Origin of the sequence: Prevotella rectalis, assembly GCF_900607215.1 — a bacterium.
Lineage (GTDB): Bacteria > Bacteroidota > Bacteroidia > Bacteroidales > Bacteroidaceae > Prevotella > Prevotella brunnea.
On the sequence record NZ_LR027820.1, the window covers coordinates 75,357 to 75,830 of the forward strand.

Consider the following 474-nt stretch of genomic DNA (forward strand, 5'->3'; position numbering starts at 1 on the left):
TATTACTGTCCGCAAAACATAGAAATCCTCATTCCAACTCATTGAGACACAATAGTTCGGATGACAGCATGTTAGTGACAAGCCCCCTTATTCATTTTCTGTTCCCTCGGGTGGCGATTCAGCCGCTGCTTCAAGCATGAGTTTCATGTCGGCATCCGGCATGTTGAAGAAATTATTCATGTTGAGGTATTCCATAAGTACAATGCGCACCATAGTAGCCAGCCCTGAAAAACTCCACCGCCTCTGCAATGAGCTTTGCAGCAGTGACAGTAATAGATTGGCAATGAGTGTAACCCAAATCTGTATCTTGATGGCGTTGACACTCTCCCCATAGAAGTATCTAAGCGGGAAGTTCTGTTTTATCTGCTTGAAAAGAGACTCTATCTGCCACCTCCTGCGGTAGATGGCTACGATAGTCTCCATGGACATGTCAAAGTCGTTGGTAAGCAAGGACACCAACTTTGGCATCTTTCC

The 474-nt window shown here is 45.4% G+C and carries 1 protein-coding gene; it reads right to left on the bottom strand.

The features are described 5' to 3' along the window. Positions 1-87: 87 nt before the first annotated feature. Positions 88-474, bottom strand: a 387-nt coding sequence (locus E0E16_RS15070; protein ID WP_130829697.1) for a transposase, incomplete at its 5' end; no start/stop codon positions are given.